This is a genomic window from Parapedobacter lycopersici, from assembly GCF_040395035.1.
GTDB classification, from domain to species: domain Bacteria; phylum Bacteroidota; class Bacteroidia; order Sphingobacteriales; family Sphingobacteriaceae; genus Parapedobacter; species Parapedobacter lycopersici_A.
On record NZ_JBEBRB010000011.1, the window covers coordinates 25,572 to 47,313 of the forward strand.

At 50.7% G+C, this 21,742-nt stretch carries 19 protein-coding genes, 1 pseudogene and 1 riboswitch; of the genes and pseudogenes, 8 read left to right on the forward strand and 12 right to left on the reverse strand.

Translation table 11 applies throughout. The features are described from left to right. Window positions 1-231 precede the first annotated feature (231 nt). From ABWO75_RS04435 to ABWO75_RS04445, 3 genes are all read right to left on the reverse strand, one after another. Window positions 232-1,422, reverse strand: coding sequence for a FecR family protein (locus ABWO75_RS04435; protein WP_353182973.1), 1,191 nt, complete (start codon window positions 1,420-1,422; stop codon window positions 232-234). A 63-nt stretch (window positions 1,423-1,485) separates the two neighbouring features. Further along, entirely contained in the window at window positions 1,486-2,085 is a 600-nt protein-coding gene (locus ABWO75_RS04440) for an RNA polymerase sigma factor (RefSeq protein ID WP_353182975.1), read from the reverse strand. A gap of 257 nt (window positions 2,086-2,342) precedes the next feature. Next, on the reverse strand, window positions 2,343-3,596 hold the full coding sequence (locus ABWO75_RS04445) for a glycoside hydrolase family 88 protein (RefSeq protein WP_353182978.1): 1,254 nt from the start codon (window positions 3,594-3,596) through the stop codon (window positions 2,343-2,345). Window positions 3,597-3,941: 345 nt separating this feature from the next. Between ABWO75_RS04445 and ABWO75_RS04450 the strand changes: the two are divergent. Beyond that, a pseudogene (locus ABWO75_RS04450) lies at window positions 3,942-4,157 on the forward strand (DUF6266 family protein); the annotation flags it as partial. Between the two features lie 70 nt (window positions 4,158-4,227). After that, a complete protein-coding gene (locus ABWO75_RS04455; RefSeq protein ID WP_353182980.1) occupies window positions 4,228-4,530 on the forward strand; it encodes a DUF6266 family protein in 303 nt (100 codons plus the stop codon). On the opposite strand, the gene ABWO75_RS04460 is transcribed toward ABWO75_RS04455, so the two are convergent. Further along, complete coding sequence (locus tag ABWO75_RS04460) at window positions 4,527-4,907, reverse strand: co-chaperone GroES (protein ID WP_353182982.1); 381 nt, start codon at window positions 4,905-4,907, stop codon at window positions 4,527-4,529. The genes ABWO75_RS04455 and ABWO75_RS04460 overlap by 4 nt on opposite strands. Window positions 4,908-5,061: 154 nt before the next feature. On the opposite strand from ABWO75_RS04460, the gene ABWO75_RS04465 reads away from it, so the two are divergent. The 3 genes from ABWO75_RS04465 (at window position 5,062) to ABWO75_RS04475 (ending at window position 7,122) form a co-directional block, all read left to right on the forward strand. Beyond that, the gene (locus tag ABWO75_RS04465; protein WP_353182984.1) at window positions 5,062-5,562 is read left to right on the forward strand and encodes a RidA family protein; all 501 of its coding nucleotides are present in this window, start codon (window positions 5,062-5,064) and stop codon (window positions 5,560-5,562) included. Between the two features lie 215 nt (window positions 5,563-5,777). After that, window positions 5,778-6,587: an AraC family transcriptional regulator gene (locus tag ABWO75_RS04470; RefSeq protein ID WP_353182986.1), complete on the forward strand. Its 810-nt coding sequence runs from the start codon at window positions 5,778-5,780 to the stop codon at window positions 6,585-6,587. Window positions 6,588-6,654: 67 nt separating this feature from the next. After that, complete coding sequence (locus ABWO75_RS04475; protein ID WP_353182988.1) at window positions 6,655-7,122, forward strand: VOC family protein; 468 nt, start codon at window positions 6,655-6,657, stop codon at window positions 7,120-7,122. A gap of 35 nt (window positions 7,123-7,157) precedes the next feature. Here ABWO75_RS04475 and ABWO75_RS04480 read toward each other — a convergent pair whose 3' ends face one another. Beyond that, window positions 7,158-9,623, reverse strand: a complete 2,466-nt coding sequence (locus ABWO75_RS04480) for a phosphocholine-specific phospholipase C (protein ID WP_353182990.1) — start codon at window positions 9,621-9,623, stop codon at window positions 7,158-7,160. Window positions 9,624-9,912: 289 nt separating this feature from the next. Between ABWO75_RS04480 and ABWO75_RS04485 the strand changes: the two genes are divergently transcribed. Then, the gene (locus tag ABWO75_RS04485; protein ID WP_353182992.1) at window positions 9,913-10,506 is read left to right on the forward strand and encodes a hypothetical protein; all 594 of its coding nucleotides are present in this window, start codon (window positions 9,913-9,915) and stop codon (window positions 10,504-10,506) included. Window positions 10,507-10,553: 47 nt separating this feature from the next. Here the strand turns inward: ABWO75_RS04485 and ABWO75_RS04490 are convergent, their stop codons facing one another. Further along, window positions 10,554-11,651: a mechanosensitive ion channel family protein gene (locus ABWO75_RS04490; protein ID WP_353182994.1), complete on the reverse strand. Its 1,098-nt coding sequence runs from the start codon at window positions 11,649-11,651 to the stop codon at window positions 10,554-10,556. A 163-nt stretch (window positions 11,652-11,814) separates the two neighbouring features. On the opposite strand from ABWO75_RS04490, the gene ABWO75_RS04495 reads away from it, so the two are divergent. Both ABWO75_RS04495 and ABWO75_RS04500 read left to right on the forward strand, forming a co-directional pair. Continuing rightward, window positions 11,815-12,108: an acylphosphatase gene (locus ABWO75_RS04495; protein WP_307876435.1), complete on the forward strand. Its 294-nt coding sequence runs from the start codon at window positions 11,815-11,817 to the stop codon at window positions 12,106-12,108. Window positions 12,109-12,127: 19 nt separating this feature from the next. Next, the gene (locus ABWO75_RS04500) at window positions 12,128-13,627 is read left to right on the forward strand and encodes a lipopolysaccharide biosynthesis protein (protein WP_353182997.1); all 1,500 of its coding nucleotides are present in this window, start codon (window positions 12,128-12,130) and stop codon (window positions 13,625-13,627) included. A gap of 31 nt (window positions 13,628-13,658) precedes the next feature. Here the strand turns inward: ABWO75_RS04500 and dusB are convergent, their stop codons facing one another. The 6 genes from dusB to metE form a co-directional block, all read right to left on the reverse strand. After that, window positions 13,659-14,651: a tRNA dihydrouridine synthase DusB gene (gene dusB, locus ABWO75_RS04505; protein ID WP_353182999.1), complete on the reverse strand. Its 993-nt coding sequence runs from the start codon at window positions 14,649-14,651 to the stop codon at window positions 13,659-13,661. Window positions 14,652-15,303: 652 nt separating this feature from the next. Then, window positions 15,304-16,092, reverse strand: coding sequence for an indole-3-glycerol phosphate synthase TrpC (gene trpC / locus ABWO75_RS04510; RefSeq protein WP_353183001.1), 789 nt, complete (start codon window positions 16,090-16,092; stop codon window positions 15,304-15,306). Window position 16,093: 1 nt separating this feature from the next. Continuing rightward, window positions 16,094-16,723, reverse strand: a complete 630-nt coding sequence (locus ABWO75_RS04515; RefSeq protein WP_353183003.1) for an anthranilate synthase component II — start codon at window positions 16,721-16,723, stop codon at window positions 16,094-16,096. Window positions 16,724-16,737: 14 nt separating this feature from the next. After that, window positions 16,738-18,159 (reverse strand): anthranilate synthase component I family protein, encoded by a 1,422-nt coding sequence (locus ABWO75_RS04520; RefSeq protein WP_353183005.1) that lies wholly within the window; start codon window positions 18,157-18,159, stop codon window positions 16,738-16,740. Between the two features lie 220 nt (window positions 18,160-18,379). Next, the gene (gene trmD / locus ABWO75_RS04525; RefSeq protein WP_353183008.1) at window positions 18,380-19,057 is read right to left on the reverse strand and encodes a tRNA (guanosine(37)-N1)-methyltransferase TrmD; all 678 of its coding nucleotides are present in this window, start codon (window positions 19,055-19,057) and stop codon (window positions 18,380-18,382) included. A gap of 144 nt (window positions 19,058-19,201) precedes the next feature. Further along, window positions 19,202-21,523, reverse strand: a complete 2,322-nt coding sequence (gene metE, locus ABWO75_RS04530; RefSeq protein WP_353183010.1) for a 5-methyltetrahydropteroyltriglutamate--homocysteine S-methyltransferase — start codon at window positions 21,521-21,523, stop codon at window positions 19,202-19,204. Window positions 21,524-21,631: 108 nt separating this feature from the next. After that, window positions 21,632-21,736: riboswitch (SAM riboswitch) on the reverse strand. Window positions 21,737-21,742: the final 6 nt, after the last annotated feature.

Sequence of the window (21,742 nt, forward strand, 5' to 3'; positions counted from 1 at the left end):
AAAGACGAGGGTCCCCCTTCGGCCTTTTGCCAAAAGAAAAGTAATTCATACTTTTGTAGAAATTAAGGTTAATTAATAGTTTGTTGTCAACACGATTATTGGGTTAGCCTTAACCATCGGGGGTGCCGCTAACACTCCCGTTTTTTATAAGTCTACTGAAGGCGTCCGGCACCTACTTGGGGTAGTGGTAAAAATTGCTCATCGTTTATCATATTTGGTTAAAAAATTGGTTTATTCAAATGTTACCGTAACCTGCCTGTCTTTCACTTCGAACCGCGCCCGGCTTACGTAGGTGAGCATCTCCAGCACGCTGGATAAATTCACTTCCCGGCGGATCCGTCCGTTATAGCCCTTATTGCCCGGTGCCGTACCTTTATAGGTTACCTCCACATCGTACCATCGAGCCACCTGATCCATGATTTCCATCATGTTATCGTCCTTAAAATGGAAATATCCATTTTTCCAGGCCGTTACCTTATCCAGGTCTGCTGCCTGCACGGTGATGTTTTCCCCAACGTGTGCCTCCTGTCCGGGCTTAAGTAACCGCTGGCCGGTATTATTGGCTATTTTCACCGAACCCTCCACCAGTGTAGCGGTGACGCTGCTATACGAATTCACGTTAAATTGGGTGCCCAACACCTCGATTTCCGTGTCATTTACCTGTACGGTAAAAGGCCGGCTGGCATCGTGGGAAACATCAAAGAAGGCTTCACCTTCAAGTGTCACTATGCGCTTATCCGCGGGAAAATGCATCGGATAGCGAAGCGAAGAGCCGGCGTTAAGCCATACTTTGGTGCCGTCAGAGAGGGTCGTCTGGTATTGCCCGCCGCGGGGCGTGGTCAGTGTCAGTTCCGTGAGTGCCGGCAGTTCATCCCTTCCTTCCACATCCACCAGCGATGTGCCGTCGTTATACGTGAGATCATCGCCGATCACCACCCCTTTTTTGTTGTTGTTCAGCATGACCACGCGACCATCCGACAGGGTCAGCGTAGCCCGGTCGCCACCGGCGGGCACATCTCCGCCATAAGGGCTAACCAATGCGATGTCCGCCGCCTGTCTTTCGCCAGTGGCGTAATAGAACCAGCCAATACCTACGGTAAATGCCAGCAATATGGATGCAGCGGCAAGTATCGCCGTTTTGGATAACCGGCGCAACCGACGCACGGGCACCGCCGGCGAATGCCCGTGAATGTGCCGCCTGATTTTTAACAATGACTCCGCTAATGCCCGTTGGACCTCCGGTGAAAGGGCCTCCGTCGATTCCAGTGGATCCGCAAGGCGCTGTCGCATCAGGTTGAGCACGTCCGCTTCCGTTTCGTTTCCTTCCTGAAAATAGGCAATCAGCTGCCGTACTTCTTCCGGAGAAGCCGTATTGCTAATGTACCGATCCAGCAATTTGCCGATATGCGTTGGTTTTTCCATTGGTTATACTGGTAATACGTCAGGGCGGAAAAATCCTACTACACCAAAATGAAAAAAAATGATTTACACCAGGGCATAACCCACGATCCCGAGAGCAAACAGGTAGCTTAAGTCTCTCGCATTTAACTGGTTGCGTATGTTTTTTGTTGCTTTGGAGAGTTGGTTTCCAATGGTAGCGATGGAAAGTTCCAGCATCGTGGCAACCTCTTCGTAGCTCCGCCCCTCTACGCGGCAGAGGATAAAGATCCGCCGTTGCTGCATGGGCAGCGCATCGATAGCCCGGTCCAATATAGCTGCCGTTTCCTTTTGCTGGAGCAGCCGTTCGATGTGCTCGTAGCCCTCCGTGGTAAGCGCAACCAACCGGTCAGCCAATTGCCTGTCCCGCGCTGCTTTGCGAAAGAAATCCCGGATCTGGTTATAGGTGATACGGAATAAATAAGCCCGGAAATCCTTATTCGGATCAATGGACTCGCGGCAATTCCAAATTTTAATAAAAAGCTCCTGCAACACATCCAACGCAACCTCCTCCGCTTTTACTAATTTCAGGATATTGACGTAGATGGTCGGGCTATATTTATTGTACAATACCGTAAAAGCGTGCTCATCGCCCCCCTTTAGGTTGCTGATCAGCAGCTTTTCCTCCTCGTTGTTCACTTTGTCCATATGGTATCCCTATATTTAAAATACAGGTTCAGCAACCTCCAGATGCAGTCTGTTATTCAGCGGCGGCCACTTAAGGTTAACATAGGCACCGTATGCCAATTGGTTTTATTCGTCGACGGCCAAAAATCGAAATCCATCGACAAACACAAAATTCAGAAGATTATCGGAAAAATCCAAAGTAAACTTCACCGGTAGCCGGGTCCGCCGGCTATCCCCACCATTTTGTTACTGCCTGCCAATCCGCGGAATCTGCCAGCTTATCCCAGCACGGGCTTGTTTTCCAGCAGTCTGCTGTACCGCAACAGTGCCTCAATATAATAATAATCGGCATACGTCAGTGGCACGTCAATTTCACTGCCGTGCGGAATGGAGCCTACGCTGTGTTTCAGGATAAACCCGCCGTTTGTTCCGATTGCTGCCTTATAGGCCTCGGTAGACAGGCTCCTCAGGATGGTCTCCGCCTTCCGAAGATACCCAACCTGCTCTTCGCCCGCGGTATAGGTACTCAGCTCCAGCAGCGCCGAAGCCAGAATGGCGGCAGCCGAGGCGTCCCGCATCGTTTTGTAGTGCCCGGCATAGGGGCTGTCTGCCGGTAAATCCGGGGCATCAAAATCCCAATAGGGCACACCATCTTCGGGCATGTTGTGATGGCCGAACAGGAACGAGGCAATATCCCGGGCAAAATCCAGGTAAACCGAATCCGACGTCTGCCGGTACATCATCACATAGCCGTACAGTCCCCACGCCTGGCCCCGGGCCCATGCCGATTCATCGAAGGCGCCCTGGGCTGTTTTCCGGCCGATGATCTCCCCGTTCTCCGGATTGTAGTCAATCACGTGGTATGCGCTATGATCGGGGCGGTAGTGGTTTTTCATCGTGGTGTTGGCGTGTATCACCGCAATATCGTAATATTTCGGGTCGCCGTCCAGCTCGGATGACGCCTGCGTGAGGAACTCCAGGTTCATCATGTTGTCGATGATGACCGGGAAATGCCAGCCCTCCCAGGAGCGGATGGTCTGCGTTGCCGGGTTAAACCGCGTGCTCAACGACTCCGCACCGGTCAGCAGGATGTCCCGGTAAGCCGATGTATCGCCGGTGATCCGCAGGGCATTTCCAAAGCTGCAATACAGCATGAACCCCAGGTCGTGTGTGCCGGTATTCTCTTTTTCTTTTTCGAGGAGAGCGAGCTTTTCCTTTGCCAGATCAAACAGTTGTGTATCGCCGGAATACTCATACAAGTAAAGCAGGGATCCCGGATAAAAACCGGAAGTCCACCACGATGTATTGGAACTCACACTCGTGCTGTGCTGGTATGTCCGCGGCAGCGAATCGGTGGGCACATGTTCGGCCAATACCTTGATCTGCGTCACGGCATCGTTCAGATTACTGTCTATGAATCCGGCGGTGAGGGTAAGCGGGGGAGTTGCCGCTGGCTGCTGGCAGGCGACGATCAGCGACACCATGATCGGAATAATGGCAATCATTTTTGCACGATAGAAGCAATTCATCATTGTTTTCGGTTTATCGTAAACAGGTTAGTCGGTGACCGGCGCAGTGCCGGCCAGCAACACAAAGATATCTTTTTTTTATAATCTTCAAGGTATACCTCCCCTTGCCTGCCGATTGTATCCGCATGTAAAATTCCAGGGATTTCCCAGGGAGCCAATAGGGACATGGTAGGGACTTTATAGGGACATTGTTGGGAGAAATCCCTACTACTTTCCTATCAGGTCCGGAGAAGATCTGGGTTATTATTGGATTGCTCACGGATTAGTTATAGCTTTGGGTAAGACCAAAAACCAATACTGCTATGGCAATCTTAAAAAAACGGACCCAATGGCGGGTTCACCGGAAAGGTCGGCAACGTTGTCGGCTATCAATGGCGGGGTAAGGATGTAATACGTGGTTTATCACGGCCGTCGCACAAAAAACAAAGTCCTGCCCAATTGGCTAATCAGCAAAAATTAGCCCTTGTACAACGTTTCCTTCAGGATATCATTTTCTTTATCCGGGTGGGATTCCATCGTTGGGAAGAGGCGCGACAGATGAGCGCGTTTAATCCTGCCATGTCAACCAATAAAAACAAGCGGTCGTGGGCGAATACCCGGATCTGCGGCTCGATTATAGCCGGTTTTGGTCAGCATGGGAGGGGCAGAGCGTATAACGGGCGGGGCGGCGCACTGGCGGGAAGGTGGGCCGGAGTTAACTTGGACAGACAACTCGGGAGAAGAACAAGCCAAAAGCAAGGACTACCTGCTCGTGCTGCTGTTTTTTCCGCAAACCAGCTACACCGAGTTCACTTTTAATGGCGCATACCGGCATAACGGCAGGCAATTTATCCGGTTGAGCGAGGATTGCAACGGGCAGCCCGTTCACATATATGCCTCATTTACCCGATACGATGGAAGCGACATCTCGCCGAGCAGTTATTTAACGGTTGGCTAAAGTTCTTCCTCACGCTCGAGCATCAAAATAGCACCCTGCGGCACGATGTAGTATTTTTCGCCCTGGTATTGGATTTCCGTGGATGCACCGACATGAAAAATAGCCAAATCGCCCTCTCGTGCCTGCAATGGGATGTATTTGACACGTTCTTCCTGGGGTTTCCACGCATCATCATCTTCTACCGGTGTCGGGATTGCGTAGCCCGGACCGGTTTTCATAATGTATCCCCATTGTACCTTTTCTTTCTCCTGCACGCCCGGAGGGAGGTACAGGCCGCTGGCCGTCCGTTCATTCGGCGTGGTGGGCTTGATCAACACCCGGTCGCCAACAACAATTAGCTTCTTTAATTTATTCTCCTCAGTCAGCTGTATGGTCATGATACTAAAACGCTTTATGGGAGCACCAGCAAAAGCTGTGCTGAACTGGCAATTATGCCATAATGACATTTAACGATTCCCGTACCGGCACAACAAAAGCTTTATTATCTTAGCGGCACAGAATCAAAATCAATTTTTAACTAACCGATAACGCATGAAACGTAGAGAAATCCTTAAAAGTTTAACGGTACTCCCTTTGGTCGGAGTAGCGGCGGCAACGCCTGAAAAAGCTTCAGCGGCACCCGCAAAGAAAGAAGCGTGGACACCCAAAAAAGAGGCGATCCCGCTGGCAAGCTATGCCACAACCAGCCCGCTGTCGACGTGTATCCGGTCGGGCAACCTGCTATTCATCTGCGGTATCGGCGGCTGGTATGAAGCCCGTCGCAAAGAACCGGGCGACATCCAGGTGCAGGTGAAAAGTGCCCTCACCATTATGAAGGAACTGCTGGAAAATGCCGGTTCTTCCATGGCTAACGTACTGAAAGTACACATGACCCTGGCCGAACCGAACAAGAACATTGGGCCGCTTAACGAAGTTTACGGCGACTTTTTTCCCGACCCCAAACCGGTACGTTCCTACAGTGGCGCAGGGGTGGATCAGATGGGGCGGGATGGCATTCTGATACAGATCGACTGCATTGCATATGTTGATTAGCACGGGTTATCCCCCGCGCTAATTGACAGTCGCAGGCAGTGTGTGGCCCAGAAACGGAATCCCCGGTACAACGTGTTGCAGCAGCTTGTTATGCCCGCAAACTGCTGCGGTGGCCCTATACTGTTCAACTTGGGTATATGTGCACGCCCGGGTATTCCGACTTGGACTGGATGTCTTTTGCGCTTTATAAAACTTGTCCTATATTCGCTATGGCGATGATCGAACGAATAAGACAGCTGTACTCCCCTATCCAGCCGGCCATCAGGCAATCGGCTGATCGTGTTATTTACCGGGAATTCACGCCTCACCCGCACCTGCGATCCCACATCTATTGTTACTGGACACTGCAAACCACACAGGCATTGGCAGCACCCTTCCATTACCGGGTGATTGCGGACGGATGCATCGATATGTTCGTTGAACTGCGGAATCCGGAACAAAGTTTTGTGATGGGTTTTTGCCGGCGGTACACGGAGTTTCTGCTCGCGGACACGTTTCATTACGTAGGCGTCCGGTTTTTGCCAACCATGTTTCCGCAGCTTTTCCGAATAGACGCCTCGCAGTTAAGCGACCGTTATGAAGCATTAGATGCCGTTATTCCATCGGCCGCGCAGTATATCGCCAACTACCTGACAGACCGGCTGACGATCGCCCAGACAACGGCACTGCTCGATCGGTATTTTTTAACACAGCTGGAATCTGCTCAATTTAATTACGACAACCGGTTCTATCGTGCGCTTGACCTTATTTTAATGAAACAGGGAATCGTCAATACCGATACGGAACTGGATACCGGGATCAGTCCGCGGCAGTTGCAGCGACTATTCAATTATTACATCGGTACCACGCAGAAAACATTCAGCCAGGTGGTGCAGTTCCAGCAGCTGTTACGAGCCACAGCGGCCGGCCGGGGGCTGGGAAAAGCCGGACTGTTTCTCGAATCCGGTTATTATGACCAGGCGCATTTCATCAAATCTTTCCGGAATTTCTACGGTATTACCCCGGGCAGGGCTTTCGGCGGGTAGCGATTGTCTGATTTTTACAATCTTCCTATCCGGGTAAAGCGGAATTTTACACCGGAATTTAACCAACATGAAAAAGATAGGTGTTTTATTATGCGGCCTGTTGTTCTTGGCAGCAACAGGGTATTCGCAGACCGACTCAATACTTAACAGTAAGACCATGAAACTCAATGCAGGAATTATTACCGAAAGACTAGCCGAAACCAAGAACTTTTACGTTAATACGCTCGGGTTTGGCATTACGTTCGAAAACGAATTTTACGTACTGCTGCACACGCCGGGAGGGGAGTCCGAGATCAGTTTCTTATTGCCCAACCACCCTTCACAGCAACACCTTTTCCATGCACCGTTCCAGGGTAAGGGCGTTTACCTGACACTGGAGGTTGCCGATGTAGATGCCCTGTATGACGAACTGAAAAAGAAAGGCGTCACCATCCGGATTGCATTACGCGACGAACCCTGGGGCGACCGGCATTTCGCTATTGAAGATCCCAATGGTATTGGTATTGACATCGTAACCTACTCGCCGCAGCAATAGCAACCTATCACCGAAGGGTGCGGTGGTAGGCCTTGTTATCCACCCATCAGCGGATCGGTTGTACTGGGTTTACCGGTTTCTACATGACCGGCAAAGCGCTGCTGGAATCCGGGATAGCCGACAGCTTCCACCAGTAGATCATACCAGCCATCCGAGCCAGACAGATCGATCAGCAGCGTTTGGCCGGATGTGTTTACGGATAGTGCACTTACCGGCCGGTGATAAGCCATGTCTTTCAGCACAAGCTGCATGTTTTGAACCGATGAAGCCATAAGCTTTAAATTTCCCGTTGCTGGGTCGCCTGACACCGAGAGCTGTAACTCCGGATCCTGCGGGCCACCGGAAAACTCCCTGAAAAATCCGTTAGGGCCGTGTACCTGCAGCCGATAATGCTGATCCGGAAAATCTTCCAGCGGCCACGTATAGTGGAGGTCTTCCTTTTCCCGAGCGGCAAAATTCCAGGTGCGCCCGGGCTGGTCGTCGGACAGGTATGGAACACGTGTGTGCACACGAAACGGTACGCCCATTATTTTGGTCTTCGGCAGTGTTCCCGCCAGTTTAAATACCATGGTGAGCTGCTGGGCGGCCCGATCGACACGGGCGTCCACCGTAACATCGTACGGAATGGCACACGCAGACCTGGTTCCCGGTTCCTGCTGCGGCAGCAACGTCGAGCGAAACGACTGCGTTCGCAGCTGCGCTAACGCATCGGGTTGAAGCAACCGGTAATTTCCGGGTAACCCCTTATCCCGTGCCGAGTAAATCTGCGCCACATAACCGTCGCGCCCCAGCGGCTGCAGCGCTGCATCCGCGACAGCCGTCGCCGGGCGGAAAACGGAGGTCAGGTTCCCACAAACCAATCGCCGCCAGGCACTGATATTGGACTCGTTTACTTTTTTACCCGTCCGTTTTTCCAGAAAATGTTCCAGAAACTGCAACGTAGAGGTATGGTCGAACACTTCGGAGTTTACCCATCCGCCCTTTGTCCACGGGGAGGCCACCACCAGCGGGACACGGAAACCGAGCCCGATCGGGCTGTCGAGCGTCGCGTCCGGATTGCCGGATCGCTCCTTTTCCTGGGCTGCGGTAACATACTCATCGACAGTATCAATTCCGGAGGCTACCGCGCCCGCTGCTTTTCTGTCGATATGCGGTGGCACAAACGGAGGCATGTGGTCGAAATAGCCGTCGTTTTCATCGTAGGTAAGCACAAAGATGGTCTTTTGCCATACTTCCGGGCGCTTCGTCAGGATATCGAGCGCTTCCGAAACGTACCATGCGCCATACCACGGCGCCCCGGGGTGGTCGGAGAAATTACAGGGGGCGACCAGCCACGAAACGGTGGGCAGGTCCCCCGATTCGACGTCTTTCCGGAACTGGTGGAAGATATCGCCCTTGGGTACCTGCACGCTTTTGGCCCCGGCTTCATCGGAATAGTGGATGGTTTCCAGCCGATGATAATCCGGATCCGCCGTATTGGTAGTAAATGCCCGCCGGTGAATTTCGCGTTCAAACTCCGTCAGTTTATCAAAGTTTTCGGCGCTGTAAGTCTCGAGATCCGCCTGCAGCTGTGCCAGCAGCCCCCGCTTATCTTTCAATGCGGCGTCTGCCTGGTTATCGGCACGGATTTCTGCCTCCAGCTGCTGCACCCGCTTTTTTAGGTAAGCACGGTGCGCCGGATGGAAACGGACGTGGTATTGCCGGGAAAACTCCAGGTTATTATCGGTAAAATTGGCAAGCCAGTCTTCCTCCTCTCCTTCAAAACCAATGGGAAGGCTGAGCTCATTCTGGTAGACCTTCCAGGGTATTCCCGCTTCCTGGAGCCGCTCGGGGTATGTTTTCCAACCGATGTTTTTGTAATTAATCTGCCCGTTGTCTACGTGCGCCACCGACTCCGGATTACGGGGTTCCTCCCGGATGGTGCCCGACCAGAAATATGACCGGTTGGCGCTGGTGCCTGTTAGCGAAGAGCAAAAATGATGATCACATACGGTAAAGGCATCTGCCAGCGCATAGTAAAACGGAATATCTTCGCGGTCGTAATACCCCATCGTCAGCGGCATGTGCCTGTATTCGGGGTTGCCTGCTTTTTTCGCTTCCAGCCAGGTATCCATTTTCCCGTCGTTCCGGGCGTGGACCATGTCCTTCCAGCCGTGGGGGAGCGAACCCATCCAGGTGGTCTTCGTATTTTTGATGTCCAAGCGGAAGGGGGCGAAGCTTTCGCCCTGCGCGTTGCTTTGTGCCCATACAGGAAGGCCATTCGGCAGTGTAATTGCCCGCGGGTCATTAAACCCACGCACGCCGCGCAGGCTGCCGTAGCAGTGGTCAAACGACCGGTTTTCCTGCATGAGAAACACCACATGTTCCGCGTCGAGGTAGGTGGTGCCCGCCAACGGTTCTATCGCCAGCGCACGCTGGATGGAAGGCGGCAGCGTATGTGCTGCCGCTGTTGCTCCGGCGAGTAATGCTGCCTTTTTCAAGAACGATCTTCTGGATTCCATAATATGGAGGTTAAATTACAAAATCTGTTCAATATACCTTCGGTTATCAAAAAGTAGTTTTCCTATCATTATCATTTTCTGCGTTTCAATGGATTGGATGGCTTGGTTCAAAAACGAAGGCCATTCACCGACCAATAATCACCGTTGGTCTAATGTGTTTCCTTTTGGTCGACCGTCAATGGCCGTTGGTCTATTTTCCCGGAAACCTATGCAACATTTATTGCTGTCCCACGTCCATTTCTTACAACAAAACAGGAAATAAATCGCAAAACATTAAAATTTAACTGTCATGAAATTTATCGTATTAAGTGCATTAATTGGCGTAACAATCACCGGAAATAACGCCGCATTTTCATCACCCTCGGCCACAATCGAAGCTGTATACAGTAAAGACCCGAAGGATCCGGTACAACAGGTGGATGCCTTTAAACAACAGCTCAGCTTTCATCAACGGAACGTTGAACTGCTCTGGCAACAGTATGAACTGGGGTTGGAACGCATTGCAAACACCGAGGGCAACCACGCCGAACTCGATCGTGAGCAAGCCCACCTCATACAGGGATACAAAAACGATATTGAGCAAGGCATCCGGGTAACCGAAAGCGAGCAGGCAATAGCAAAAATCGCGGCCCGATATGCTAAAAAACATGCCCGCAGGGATGCTTTGGAAAAAAAGGAAATCGTCCGGTTGCAGGATTTATTACAAGCCCGTCTCGAAACAGAAAAGCGGCTTTTTGAGCAGTCTAAAAAGAAATATTCCGATGCGATTAATGCAGAAACACGTCCACTTTTGGAAGCTGTAGAGCAACGTTTTATACAAGACATCCGGCGCGCCCAGTCCCTGGGTACCGGTGCCGGCACACCAATGGCGATGCACAAATAAGCGTACTGCCACCTAAACAGCTGTCCTAAGGGCGGCTGTTTACAATATTAACCATCGTCGCCCGGTAATCTTTCGTCGCCGGATTTGCCATCGGGGTCTGTTAGGTCATCCGGACTTTTCTGAACGATCATGCTTTGGGTTGGAAATGCAAATTCAATCCGCTCCCGATTAAAGGTGTCATACAGGTACAGGTTAATGGCCTGCTGAATGTCCATATATCGGTTATAGTTATCGGTAAGGACGAAATAGACCGATTCAAAAATCAGGCTGAAATCACCCAATGACGTAAAATGGGCCCGGTCAAATAAGGTATCAGCCTGCTGTGTAATGGCTTCCTGGATAATCTGCGGAATTTTTTCCAGCTTTTCCTTTGGTGTACTATATGTGACTCCAATGGTGAATACCACCCGCCGGCGCTGCATCCGCTTAAAATTATGCAGCCGCGAATTGGTCAGGTCCGTGTTGGAGAAGATGAGCTGCTCACCTGTTAACGCCCTGACCCGGGTGGTTTTGATACCGATGGCTTCGACAGTACCGCTTTTATCTTCAACCACAATGAAATCACCTACTTCGAAAGGGCGATCGAAAAAAAGGACAAAGTAATTGAAGAGGTCTGCCAGGATCGTCTGTGTAGCCAAGGCTATCGCGATGCCACCGATGCCAAGGCCGGTCAGGATCGTCGCAACGTTGTACCCAAGGTTATTGATAAAAAAAAGAATCGCCAGACTCCAGATAACCATCGATACAATCAGCGTGATACCCCGAAGCTGTGTGATTGCCGTGTGCTGTCCTCGCTTCTCAAGGTAGTTTTGCAGAAAATAGCGTATTGCGAAAATGATCAGGCGGGTAATTAAAAAAGTCCACAGGAACATGCCCGCAATATCCAGCGCCCGGTTGAGCCACGGCGGCAATTCGAGCAGATTGAGCGCATAGTAGAATACACCATAATACAGCAAAGGCAAAAAAGCGGTACTGAGCCCCTGAATCAAAAAGTCGTCCAACGTATTGGATGTTCCCGCGACTTTTCGCCGTAACCAGTTTAAAAAGACGTATTTAAATATCCGGATAATAAGCAGGCCAGCGACGATAATGCCGACCACGATAAGGTAAGATTTTACAGTATTGCCAAAGAAAATTTGTTCCATAAATGTATTGATCCAAGGTAGTTGACCGACGTGTTATAGGCTAACAAGTTATAAAAAAAATTGTTGGATTAAAATTGACTTTTGAATGCCGTGCGTGGTTTAAAGTAATACCTTTGTCTTTCGCAATACGCGTTTTGGAGAAGTTTTTGTAAGACCCGGCGATATGACAGGCAGCAGCATTAAACACATTGATATTACCGTCTCCGGAAAAGTACAGGGTGTCTATTTCCGACTTTCTACCAAGGCAGTGGCCGACCAGCTGGGTGTGAAGGGCATTGCATGCAATGAACCGGACGGTACCGTTTACCTGGAAGCCGAAGGGGACGATTTCGCGCTGGACGCTTTTTTGGAATGGTGCCGTGAAGGTCCTGATCGGGCAGTCGTAGAAAACGTTGTTTGCCGTGCCGGCGATGTGAAAAACTATCGTAACTTTGAGGTTATTAGGAAATCCCGTTAGCTCCCTTAACGCGTAAAACTTGTCTGTACTTAGAAAATTTGCCGGCCAAACTGCCATTTATGGGCTAAGCACCGTTATTGCACGGTTACTCAACTTTGTCCTTACCCCGCTCTTTGTACGCAAATTCCCGGCAGCGGTATACGGCATATTCACCAATATGTATAGCTGGGCAGCCATGCTGAATGCCGTGCTGGCTTTCGGGATGGAAACCACGTATTTCCGCTACCTGCAGAAATATGAAGGCGATAAGGCCCGGGTATTCAATAACAGTTTCATCGTGATCTGTTTCATTTCCGTGCTGTTCCTGGGCATGATTTCCCTATTTGCAACCGGTATATCCACCTGGCTCAATAATGGTGTTTATGATCCCGATTACCGCCGCTACGTGATCTACTTCGCGCTGATTCTGGTCGCGGATGCCCTTGCGGTAATCCCTTTTGCCCGCCTGCGGGCCGAAGGAAGGCCGATACGTTTTGCGCTGTTGAAGCTGCTTAATATCCTCACGTTTGTGGGGTGCACACTGGGTTTTATTGTGGTCATCCCTCAACTAATGCAAACTTACCCGGGGCTGGCCACCTATTTTAGCGGCTGGTACCGGCAGGAGTGGCTGGGCTATGTCTTTATTTCCAATCTGATCGCCAGCCTGGTCACCTTGATACTGCTGCTGCCTGAGCTGCTGAAGATCCGGCTCCATCTTGAGCGTAAACTTGTGGTGGATATGCTTACCTACAGTTTCCCGGTACTGATCGCCAACATTTCATTTATCATTAACGAACACATCGATAAGCTGTTAATCCCAAAGTTAATTCCGGGTGACGCCGGTAGCCGCGACCTGGGGATTTATGGAGCCGTAAGCAAAATTGCTATCTTTTTAAGCATTTTTGTACAGGCCTTCCGCCTGGGGGCCGAGCCCTTTTTCTTCAGCCACGCCAAGAGCAAAAATGCCCGGCAGACTTATGCGCTGATCATGGATTACTTCGTTATTGCGATGGTATTGGTGATGACGGGCATAACCGTGAATATCGAATTACTCAAAAACTTTATCCGTGGCGGAAGCCCGGCTGAGCAGGCTGAATACTGGTCTGGCCTGCCGATTATCCCGGTTCTGTTGTTGAATTATGTGTTTTTGGGTGTCTACATGAATTTATCGATCTGGTATAAACTATCCGACCAGACTCGTTTCGGCCTATATATCTCCGGCATTGGGGCGGTCATCACGCTGGTGCTGAATTACCTGTTTATTCCGCAGTACAGTTATGTCGCTTCCGCATGGACTACACTGGCAGCTTACGGCAGCATGGTGGTGTTATCGTACCTCTGGGGCAACCGGCGCTATCCCATACCCTACCGTGTGGGCAAAAATCTCAGTTATATTGGCGTTGGCGTAGTAGTCTGTTGGCTGGCATTCATCGTTTTTGACCGCAGTATCATTGCCGGCAATCTGCTGTTTATCGCGTTTGCTGGGGCTACATTCCTTGTAGAATGGAAGAATATACGCGTATTATTAAAAAGTAAGTAGCGTAATGGGTAAGCGGAGAGAAGAGATGCAGCTAGGCTACTTCCAGCTCGAATTGCTCACTGATTTCGTCGAGTACACCATGGATATCGGCAAGGGTCGTTAGCGATACCAGTTTCATCCGGTATTCTTTAACATGCGGAATGCCTTTAAAATAGCTGGCATAGTGCCGTCGCATTTCAAATATCCCCGTCTTCTCGCCTTTCCATTCCACAGATTTCTCCAGGTGTGTCCGGCAGACCGCCACCCGTTCGGCAATGGTAGGCCCGGCCAAGTATTCACCTGTTTCAAAAAAGTGCCTGATTTCCCGGAAGATCCAAGGGTAACCGATAGCCGCACGGCCGATCATAATGCCATCCACCTCGTATTCCATGCGCCACGCGGCAGCTTTATCCACACTATCCACATCACCATTTCCGAAGATCGGGATACGGATACGCGGATTACGCTTAATGTCACGGATCAGTTGCCAGTCGGCCTGACCCTTATACAGCTGCGCACGGGTACGCCCATGTATACTCAGCGCCTGGATACCGACATCCTGCAGGCGCTCGGCCACATCATATACATTTTTGGAGTTATCATCCCAGCCCAGCCTTGTCTTTACGGTCACGGGGAGGTGGGTAGCCGATACGACAGCCTTGGTCATGGCGGTCATCTTATCGATATCGCGCAGCAGGCTGGCTCCTGCACCTCGGCAAGCTACATTCTTCACTGGACATCCGTAGTTAATGTCGATCAGGTCGGGATTGGCCTGTGAAGCAATTTCAGTGGCTTCGCGCATCGTATCGATATCACTGCCGAAAATCTGGATGCCGATCGGGCGTTCGTATTCAAAGATATCCAGCTTCTGACGGCTCTTCGCCGCCGCGCGGATGAGTCCTTCGGAGGAAATGAACTCGGTATACATCATGTCGACCCCGTTTTGCTTGCAAACCAGGCGAAATGGCGGATCGCTCACGTCCTCCATGGGGGCGAGTAAAAGCGGGAATTTGCCTAAGTCGATGTTTCCAATCTTGACAGACATGTTGTTAACCAATGCTATGCGGGTGCAAAGATACGAAATTTATGGTTCTTCATTCGTTGACGGCCTACATTGCCGTTGCGCGTAAGGCATTCCGTTGCTCGCTGCAATAGGGCAATACTTTTTTTCCGCAAAAAAAAGTAACAAAAAAACTCGCCGCTTGGATCTCTTGCTACAGCGGTAGTGCATCCCACTGCAAGCCGCAAGATCTCCCATGCGGCATTTTAAGCAGCACAACGGTTCGTGCTCCCATTCTCCGTTTACCTGCGCTCTTCTATTCTTTCTTGCACTGGTTTTTCTTTCCTTTTTTGTCCGGGTTGGCTGTTTATACCATCCTAATCCGTAACAGCGAATAAGATGTTAGCCGATAGCATGGGCTGCGTGTTTGGCCATGGCCCCACGCGGTGGGTAAACCGGCCTTGTGGGATGCCGCAGCAGTGAGCAGCAGGGTGTTTTGCAGCGGCGTTTGGGTAGCCGCTACCAAGCAGGCCGTAAAAGTGGAGCGAAGCAGAACGGCTCCGGGATGCGCCGTAAATGCCCTGCAATCAATTGCAAGGCATCCCGTACAGCCTTGATTTTGGTTACTTTTTTATCAAGAAAACCGCGAAGCAGCATGAGTGCCGCTGAAAATAAAATTGTACGAATAAAGTAATACCTACCCGGCGAGGGTTTCCACAAATTCCTGTATCGCCTGCGCCGGATCTTCGGTCCTCATAAAATTCTCCCCGATCAGGAATCCCTGGAAACCGGCTTCGCGCAACGACGTGATGGTCGCCGGGTCGCTGATTCCGCTTTCGGAGACCTTGATGAACCGGTCGGGGATTAGGGATACGAGTTCGAGAGAATGTGCAATGGATACCGAAAAATCTTTCAAATTCCGGTTATTCACACCAATAGCGTCGACACTGTCTACCATGCTGCGCTCAAGCTCATCACGGTCATGCACTTCCAATAACACATTCAATCTCAGCGATTTTGCAAACTCCGACAGGGTTCTCACCTGTTCCGGGGAAAGGACTGCAGCGATCAATAACACAATATCGGCACCGTAAGCCTTTGCTTCGGTAATCTGATAAGTATCGATGATGAATTCCTTTCGAAGCAACGGCAGCTGGAGTGCTGCGCGCGCTGCCTTCAAATCGTCGAGGCTCCCGCGGAAAAAGTCGGCATCAGTAAGAACCGAAACCGCTGATGCTCCGGCCTGTTGATAGCCCGAAACGACATCATTTACGGTCGCCCGATCGTTAATTATGCCCTTCGAGGGTGACGCCCGCTTATACTCGGCAATGATCCCGGTTTTTGCGGTATCCAGAATCGATGTCCGCAGTACGTGGCACGTCCGGTCGAACAATGGCTGACGTTCCAGGTCCGAAAGCGGTACTGCAGCCTTTGCCTGTGCTACTTCAACGCGTTTTCTCGCGATAATTTTATCCAGTATAGTCATTTTACTTCTGATCTGTGGTCGATGATCCGTGATCTGTAGTGCGGGCCTGCAGCCAATTGGCCATCATTTCCCGGCCATGGGCGGTCAGCACCGATTCAGGGTGAAACTGGAGCCCTTTAACATCCAGTGTTTTATGTGAAAGTCCCATAATTACACCTTCGCTATCTTCCGCCGTAATGCGAAGCGTATCAGGAAGTCCTTCACGTGATACCGCCCAGGAATGATAGCGCCCGGCGGGAAACTCATTCGGTAATCCCCGGAATATGGGTTCATCCGGATCGGTAATCAGCAACGGGGTCGCTGTACCATGGACCGGCTTAGCCAGGTTATACAATTGCCCCCCATATACTTCGGCAATGGCCTGTTGTCCGAGGCAAATGCCCAGAATACTTTTGGTGTTACCATATTCGCGGATTACATCCATCAGTAGCCCTGCTTCCTTCGGAATGCCCGGTCCCGGAGAGAGTAGGATCTTATCGAATCCAGCCACGTCTTTCAATTCAAATTTATCATTCCGCCATACCGTGGCATCGTACCCGCACTCATGCAGCAGGTGCACAAGATTGAACGTAAATGAATCATAGTTATCTATAACCAATATCCTGGGTGAGGATTGTTGTGGGTTTTCCATGTGATGCGGTGTGCTTATTGATGGTTATTGATTTCCTGCGCCAGTTCCAACGCTTTGCGCAGCGCGGCAATCTTATTGTCTACTTCGTTGAGTTCTTTCTCCGGGTCGGAGTCTGCGACGATACCGGCTCCTGCCTGGTAGTGCAGGACGTTATTTTTACTTAAAAACGACCGGATCATAATCGCGTGATTAAAATCATCATTGAAACCCATGTACCCAATGGCACCGCTATAGAAGCTTCGCTGCTGGTTTTCATATCGGTCTATCAGCTGCATGGCCATGTGCTTCGGGGCTCCGCTCAGCGTACCTGCGGGATAGGTATCACCCACGACATCAAATGAATTCACGCCGGCCTTGAGCACACCGCACACTTTGGAAACCAAGTGAATGATGTGCGAATAGTACTGGGCCTCTTTATAGGATTTTACGTGTACTTTTTCGCAATGGCGGCTCAGGTCGTTGCGTGCGAGGTCTACCAGCATCACGTGTTCGGCCGTTTCCTTGGGATCGGCCTTCAGGGCCTCAGCGATCTGTTCGTCCTGCTGCAGGTTACCGCTTCGTTTAAACGTGCCCGCAATGGGGTGGATGGTGGCCACGTTATTATGGATGGTAAGCTGCGCTTCGGGCGATGAGCCAAAAAGCTTGAAGTCGCCGTAATCAAAGTAAAATAAATAGGGCGACGGGTTGATGGACCGCAACGTGCGGTATACATTGAATTCATCGCCCAGAAACGACCTGGAAAAGGCGCGGGAAGGCACAATCTGAAAGACGTCGCCCCGGTGAATATGCTCTTTCATTTTCATCACCAGCGCTTTAAAATCATCCCCCGTCATATTTGAACCTTCTTCCCCGACCAGCGAAAAGCTGTATTCCGGAAAGTTCTTGTTTTGAATCAGGTACTGGATTTTTTCCAACCCGGGCGCCGTATCCGACCCTTCGAGCTGATGCTCGAAAATGTACAGCTGATTACGGAAATGGTCTATGGCAATGACATAGCGGTAAACGTGATACTGCATGTATGGAATATCCCGCTGCGCATCGGGCGGGCTCTGCAGGGATATGTCTTCAAAATGAGTAACGGTATCAAACGTAAAAAAACCAAATAGCCCATTGGAGATGAAATTAAAATCAGCCTGGTCGGCTCCCTGAAATGCCTGCCGGAATGCCGAAACTTCCTGACGAAGGTCAATTGCCGAGGCCGGTTTACGTTCGATTGCCCTATCCGGGTACTGGATTTCAAGCATATCTTTATCCAGCTTAATTCCGGCGATGGGCTGGCAGCAGATATAACTCATGTTATTTTCGCGGCTGTGGTAATCCGAACTCTCCAGCAATAGGGTGTTCGGGAACACATCACGCAGCCGAAGGTAAATGCTTACCGGCGTCGCAGTGTCCGCTAATAACTGCTTATACGTGGTTTTAAAATGATATTTCATCGCTCATGCTATTAATTAAAAACACAAAAAAACCCGACGGATTTTCCAAAACGTCGGGCCAACTTTCATAAGGCTCTGGTTGATTATGAATACGATAATAATCCATATGACCCGACGTTCTTTCCTTCGGGCCACCACCAGATCATATTATGGTATGCATGCTTCAACATTACCGGCAAAAATATAAAAAAAATCGACTAAACAAATTTTTGCTTATAAATTAATCATCGAGCAGATCGGGACGGCGGGTTTTCGTCCGTTGCATTGCCTGTTCATCACGCCACCGGTTTATTGCGGCTTCATTACCGCTTAACAGCACATCCGGCACCTGATGCCCCCGCCAGTTAGCCGGCCGGGTATACACTGGTGCGTCCAGCAACTCACCCTGAAAGGAATCAGAAAGCGCGGATGTTTCATCTGAAAGCACCCCCGGAATGAGTCGTGTTACAGCGTCTACCAACACAGCCGCGGGAAGCTCTCCCCCCGACAGGACATAATCGCCGATGGAGATTTCGCGGGTAACAAAAAGATCGCGGATGCGCTGGTCTATTCCCTTGTAATGACCGCAAAGAACCATCAGGTTACCTTTGGTAGACAAGTTGTTCGCAATGGTCTGGTTGAGGGTTTCGCCATCGGGTGTCATGAAGATCACCTCATCGTATTGCCGCTTTTCCTGCAACTGTTCGATACATACCGCAAACGGCTCGATTTGCATGACCATGCCGCTTCCGCCACCGTAAGGATAATCGTCCACGCTCCGGTGTTTATTGTGGGCATAATCCCGCAGGTTGTGCACGACAATTTCACACAAACCTTTCTGCTGTGCACGTTGCAGGATGGAATGCGCAAAAGGGCTTTCCAATAAGCCGGGCAGTACTGTAATAATATCAAACCGCATGGCGCAAAGATAGTGTTTTTTGGTGGTGACGGGTGATCCGTGGTGAGCGACGGGAGCCCCCGTGGTTAACAAACATAAACAAAGGACCCCGCCGCCGGAACCGGCAGCGGGGTCGAAAAAACTATTTTACCGGGTAATGGCAAACTATACCGCTTCAGCAATACCACGCAGTGTTTTCGCTGCGTCGACCATCGCTTCAAGTGCGGCTTTGGTTTCCGGCCATGCCCGGGTTTTCAGTCCGCAGTCGGGATTGACCCACAGCTGTCCGGCAGGAATAACGGCTTTGGCTTTTTCAAGCAGTTTTACCATTTCTTCCTTACTGGGCACCCGTGGTGAGTGGATGTCGTACACGCCCGGCCCGATATCATTAGGGTAATTAAAGTCTGCAAATGCATCCAGCAGCTCCATTTGGGAACGCGACGTTTCAATGGTAATTACGTCGGCATCCATCGCTGCGATATGCTCGATGATATCGTTAAACTCCGAGTAGCACATGTGGGTATGAATCTGCGTATCGTCGTCCACATTGGAGGATGATACCCGGAAGGCCCGTACTGCCCAGTCCAGATAGGCTTTATGATCCGCTTTGCGCAGCGGCAATCCTTCACGGATAGCCGGTTCGTCAATCTGGATAATTTTGATGCCGGCCTTTTCCAGCGCCTGTACTTCATCAAGAATAGCCAGTGCAATCTGATACGTAGTTTCCGAGCGCGGTTGGTCGTTCCGTACAAAAGACCATTGCAAGATGGTGACCGGACCGGTCAACATGCCTTTTACCGGACGGGTGGTCAATGTCTGTGCGTAAGCTGACCAGCGTACGGTCATGTCGCTGGGCCGCGATACGTCTCCATAAATAACGGGGGGCTTTACACAGCGCGAACCGTAGGATTGCACCCATCCGTTTTTAGTGAAAGCGTATCCCGACAGCTGTTCGCCGAAATATTCCACCATGTCATTCCGTTCAAATTCGCCGTGTACCAATACGTCGATGTCCAGTTCTTCCTGCAGGCGGATGGTACGTTCGGTTTCCTCCGCGATCAGCTGGTCGTATTCCGCCTGGCTGATGGCCCCTTTCTTCAGATCTGCACGCCATTTACGTACATCCCTGGTCTGGGGGAACGATCCAATGGTCGTGGTAGCAAAGGCAGGCAGGTTAAACTTCTCCTGCTGTTTTGCCTTCCGCGCAGCAAACGGGCTGGTCCGCTGTGCATCTTCGTCGGTAATGCTGCTAACGCGGGCCTTCACCTCCTCGCGATGAATCAGTGAAGACGTACGTCGGCTCTCTTGGGCCGACTTATTGGCTGCAAACCGTTGCGCTACAGCTGTGTCAGCATCTCCTGTTGCCAGTACCGCCAGGTCTTTCACTTCCTGAAGTTTCTGTTTTGCAAATGCCATCCAGTTCTTCACCTCTGCCGGCAACGATTGCTCGTTGTCTTCGAGGTCCAGGTCAAACGGCACATGCAGCAACGAGCTCGACGGTGCGATCCATACGCGGTCTGCGCCCCGTTGCTCTATTGCCAGGTTAATTTTCCCGAGAGAAGCTTCGTAATCATTTTTCCAGATGTTCCGGCCATCGACCACACCCAAGGAAAGGATCAGGTCTGCTGGAGCAGCGGCCAACAGCGCGTCCAATTGATCTTCACCACGCACCAGGTCAACATGAAGCGCCTGTACTGGCAGGTTCAGTGCAGTCTTGGTATTTTCGCGCAGCGATTCAAAATACGTTGCCACAACCAGGTTTACACCGGCAGCAGCGGCCGACAGGCGGCTGTAAACCTGCTGATAAAGCTCGCGGGTTTTTTCATCGATATCCAACGCAAGGAATGGTTCATCCAGTTGGATCCACTGCGCGCCGGCCGCAGCAAGCTTGCCCAGGATTTCTTCATACACCGGCAATAACCGGTCAATGAGGTCGATCCGGTTGAAACCAGCCTCTTTTTCCTTGCCTAATAGCAGGTATGTGATCGGGCCGATCAATACAGGCTTGGTTTGGATGCCCAGTTGCTTTGCCTCGTTAAATTCGTTGATGATTTTTTCAGAAGTCAGCTTGAACTGCTGATCCTTTACAAATTCCGGAACAATATAGTGGTAGTTGGTGTCGAACCACTTGGTCATTTCCATGGCCGTAACGTCGAGGCCTTCCTGCTGAAAGCCGCGGGCCATGGCAAAATACAAATCAAGATTGTAGGATGACGCACCCTCTACTGCAAAACCCTGGTAGCGTGCCGGAATAGCACCTACGGTCAGTGTCAGATCCAGCACTTGATCGTAAAATGAAAAATCGTTGGAAGGAATCAGGTCAATACCCGCATCCTGTTGGGTTTTCCAGTTTCCCTCGCGGATCTGGCGGCCAGCCTGTAATAGCTCGTCCTGACTGATTTTTTTTGCCCAATAGGCTTCATTCGCTTTTTTCAGCTCACGGAGGGCCCCAATGCGCGGATAACCCAAATTGTTAGTTTTCAACATAATGATGTTAATAATGTGTTAATGTACAACCCATGCACCGGCATTTACCGGTAATCACCTATATTTTCGATTGCTTTAAAGAGAGGACACAAGTCATGCGTTGTGTGCTGCTTATCTTTCCCCCTCATCGGGCGGGTAGAATTTAGCACCTTGTCTGGTGACAGGTTGCTAAGGCTTCACAGGGTCCATTCCCTCTGCCTTTCTCCATAAGCGGCCGCT

Coding starts and splice junctions, on each gene's coding strand:
- trpC (WP_353183001.1), bottom strand. CDS start 16,092: ATGACTATACTGGATAAAATTATCGCGAGAAAACGCGTTGAAGTAGCA.
- ABWO75_RS04475 (WP_353182988.1), top strand. CDS start 6,655: ATGAAAAAGATAGGTGTTTTATTATGCGGCCTGTTGTTCTTGGCAGCA.
- ABWO75_RS04470 (WP_353182986.1), top strand. CDS start 5,778: ATGATCGAACGAATAAGACAGCTGTACTCCCCTATCCAGCCGGCCATC.
- ABWO75_RS04445 (WP_353182978.1), bottom strand. CDS start 3,596: ATGATGAATTGCTTCTATCGTGCAAAAATGATTGCCATTATTCCGATC.
- trmD (WP_353183008.1), bottom strand. CDS start 19,057: ATGCGGTTTGATATTATTACAGTACTGCCCGGCTTATTGGAAAGCCCT.
- ABWO75_RS04440 (WP_353182975.1), bottom strand. CDS start 2,085: ATGGACAAAGTGAACAACGAGGAGGAAAAGCTGCTGATCAGCAACCTA.
- ABWO75_RS04455 (WP_353182980.1), top strand. CDS start 4,228: ATGGGAGGGGCAGAGCGTATAACGGGCGGGGCGGCGCACTGGCGGGAA.
- ABWO75_RS04460 (WP_353182982.1), bottom strand. CDS start 4,907: ATGACCATACAGCTGACTGAGGAGAATAAATTAAAGAAGCTAATTGTT.
- metE (WP_353183010.1), bottom strand. CDS start 21,523: ATGTTGAAAACTAACAATTTGGGTTATCCGCGCATTGGGGCCCTCCGT.
- ABWO75_RS04515 (WP_353183003.1), bottom strand. CDS start 16,723: ATGGAAAACCCACAACAATCCTCACCCAGGATATTGGTTATAGATAAC.
- dusB (WP_353182999.1), bottom strand. CDS start 14,651: ATGTCTGTCAAGATTGGAAACATCGACTTAGGCAAATTCCCGCTTTTA.
- ABWO75_RS04495 (WP_307876435.1), top strand. CDS start 11,815: ATGACAGGCAGCAGCATTAAACACATTGATATTACCGTCTCCGGAAAA.
- ABWO75_RS04480 (WP_353182990.1), bottom strand. CDS start 9,623: ATGGAATCCAGAAGATCGTTCTTGAAAAAGGCAGCATTACTCGCCGGA.
- ABWO75_RS04435 (WP_353182973.1), bottom strand. CDS start 1,422: ATGGAAAAACCAACGCATATCGGCAAATTGCTGGATCGGTACATTAGC.
- ABWO75_RS04485 (WP_353182992.1), top strand. CDS start 9,913: ATGAAATTTATCGTATTAAGTGCATTAATTGGCGTAACAATCACCGGA.
- ABWO75_RS04520 (WP_353183005.1), bottom strand. CDS start 18,159: ATGAAATATCATTTTAAAACCACGTATAAGCAGTTATTAGCGGACACT.
- ABWO75_RS04465 (WP_353182984.1), top strand. CDS start 5,062: ATGAAACGTAGAGAAATCCTTAAAAGTTTAACGGTACTCCCTTTGGTC.
- ABWO75_RS04490 (WP_353182994.1), bottom strand. CDS start 11,651: ATGGAACAAATTTTCTTTGGCAATACTGTAAAATCTTACCTTATCGTG.